The organism is Rhodopirellula sp. UBA1907 (genome assembly GCF_002337565.1).
In the GTDB taxonomy this organism is placed as follows: domain Bacteria; phylum Planctomycetota; class Planctomycetia; order Pirellulales; family Pirellulaceae; genus Rhodopirellula; species Rhodopirellula europaea.
In genome coordinates this window covers 1-2734 of sequence record NZ_DDGH01000089.1, presented here as the reverse complement: position 1 = coordinate 2734, position 2734 = coordinate 1, and the positions used below count along the sequence as shown (strand labels likewise).

The window sequence follows — 2734 nt, the reverse complement described above, 5'->3', positions numbered from 1 at the left end:
GCTTTGACGATGAGATTCCCAAACCGCCATTCACGGATGAACGACAGTGCTCCCAAAAGCGCTCGCAGAGGCAGACGTCGGTTGCTGCTGGAGTCGCTTGAAAGTCGGCGGTTGTTGGCGGTGGCTTCCGATTTGGTGACGATCCGGGGGCAGGTCACGGACAGCTTCATCGGGGGTGACTTTGAGGACGTCGCGTTGGACTTGTTCCGCGACGATGGCGACGGCGTGTTCGAGCCAGACACCGACGACGTCGAAGTCAACATGGCCATGGCGGATCCCAGTGGCAACTACCAGTTCACTGGCGTCACCGCCGGTTCGTACTTCGTTTTCCAGCCCGCACAAACCGTCAACGGTCGATCACTGCAGCAACAGATCTCGCCGTTGATCACAGTGAACTCGACGCAAGTCGCCGGGCAAGCCTTCCAAACAATTGACTCATTTCAGACCACTCAAAGTGTCGAAGACACGGTCACAGACGGGACACCGGTGACGTCCACGCAAGCCGCCGCCGAAGCCATCGGCGGTTCTCGCGATTTGATTGTCGATAAAACGCAAGGCGGCACGGGTGACATCGGCACGATTGAGATCGGCGTCAACCAAGCGGTCTCACCCAACTTGCTCAGCTTCGACGCCAACGGTTTTGCGAATGGGCAACGCTCGGTCATCTGGGACGGTGCCGGAGACGACGCCGCAACCGTTGACGACGATGGCTTGGGAGCAATCGATTTGACCAGCGGTGGTTCCGCGACCGGGCTGCGATTTGTCATCGGTTCGGTGACCAGCGGAACGGCGGTCATCCGACTTTACAGCGACGACGGAATCGCTGGCAGCCAAACCCTGGTCAGCCAAGCCACGTTGACCATACCCGCTCTGCCAACTCAGCCCACCTCGGTCGAGTACATCCCATTCACCGACTTCCAATCGGTCAGCGGAAGCGGTGCCGACCTGACTCAAATCGGTGCGATTGAACTCGATGTCAGCGGCGGCCCCGACTACGACGCGATTGCGGATCTGCTTGGTACCGTTGGCCCGAACATCATTGTCCAAAACATTGACAATGCTGGTGAAGCGGACTTGGAATTGACCAAGACGCTGATCACCACGGAACCCACGTTGAACCAAAACGTCGTGTTCGATGTCGTGGTCACGAACAACGGGCCTGATCCAGCAACCAGCATCGTCGTGACCGACCGAATTCCATCGGGAATCATCAACACGACCGGCTCCGCCTCCACGGGAACCTTCACGCCCGGAACGGGACTCTGGACGATCCCAAGTCTCGCCGTGGGTGCGACGGCGACGTTGCGACTGACCGGACAACTGGACAGCCTGGACCCGCAAACCAACGTGGCGGAGATCACGTCGGCCGAACAACTCGACGCGGACAGCCCCCGCGACAACAACGTACTGGCGGACGACGATCAAGACGCCGCCACCGTCACCGCGACGCGTGTTGATTTGCAGTTGTCCAAGGCGGTTTCCGACGGCCAGCCAAACGTTGGCGACGAGATCACATTCACGCTGACGCTGCAAAACTCATCACTCGACACCGCCACCGACGCGACGCTCAGCACAGCGACAGGCATCCTGGTGGAAGACCGCTTGCCCGCGGGATTGACGCTGGTTGGAAACACCCCCAGCGCCGGCACCTCGTTCAACACATCAACGAACCGGTGGTCAATCTCATCACTCGACGTCGGCGGACTCGCGACCCTAGAACTGGTCGCTCGCGTCGATCAAGCGGGTGACTTCACCAACGTGGCAGAAGTCTTGGCGGTCGCCCAAACGGATCGCGACAGCACCCCCAATAACGACTTGATCGATGAGGACGACCAAGACGAAGTCCTCATCCAAACACCGGTCGCAGACCTCTCGCTGACGAAAACTGTCTCGAACGAATCGCCCACGGTTGGCGAGAACGTGACCTTCACCATCACGGTCAACAACGAAGGCCCAAACAACGCGACGGGGGTGCAAGTCCAAGATCGCCTGCCGGCTGGATTGACTTACATCAGTGATGTCACCTCATCAGGAACCTATGATTCCGACACGGGGCTTTGGATCATCAGCGATGTGACCGCCCCCAACCCTGGCAACCCCATCCCGGTGATGCCAACCCTGCAGATCATTGCTCGTGTCGACAGCCTTGGGATCAAGACCAACTCGGCGACCATTTCGGCTTCGGACCAGAGCGACCCGGACAGCACCCCCGGTGCGGGTCCATCCACCGAAGACGACACCGACTCGGCGACCTTGACACCCAACGCAATCGACCTGCAGTTGACCAAAACGGTCACCCCGGAGCGCCCCGAACCCGGCGACTCGATCACCTACACGATCACATTGTCCAACGCCGACTCCAGCGCAGCGATTCCAATCACAACGGCGAACAACATCCAAGTCACCGACCTGCTTCCGGACGGTCTGATCCTTCAGGACGCCCAAGTTACCGACGGCACTCACGTCGACGCCACGGGAACATGGACGGTCGACTCGCTGGCGGCAGGAGCCAGCGAAACGTTGACGCTGACCGCGATTTTGGATCCCGGTCGCAGCGATCTGTTCGCGTCCATCACCAACACCGCGGAAATCACGCAGGCGTCCCAGTTCGATCCCGACAGCACGCCTGACAACCAAGACGCGACCGAAGACGATCAAGCGTCCAGTGTCATCACGCCCGCGCAAGCCGATTTGTCGCTCACCAAAATCGTCGACAACGCGAATGCGGACGTCG

At 59.8% G+C, this 2734-nt stretch carries 1 protein-coding gene; it reads left to right on the top strand.

What is annotated here, in order from left to right:
- Window positions 1-36: 36 nt before the first annotated feature.
- Window positions 37-2734 (top strand): DUF11 domain-containing protein (locus B2R17_RS19340; RefSeq protein ID WP_286765263.1); only part of this gene is annotated, 2698 nt, incomplete at its 3' end.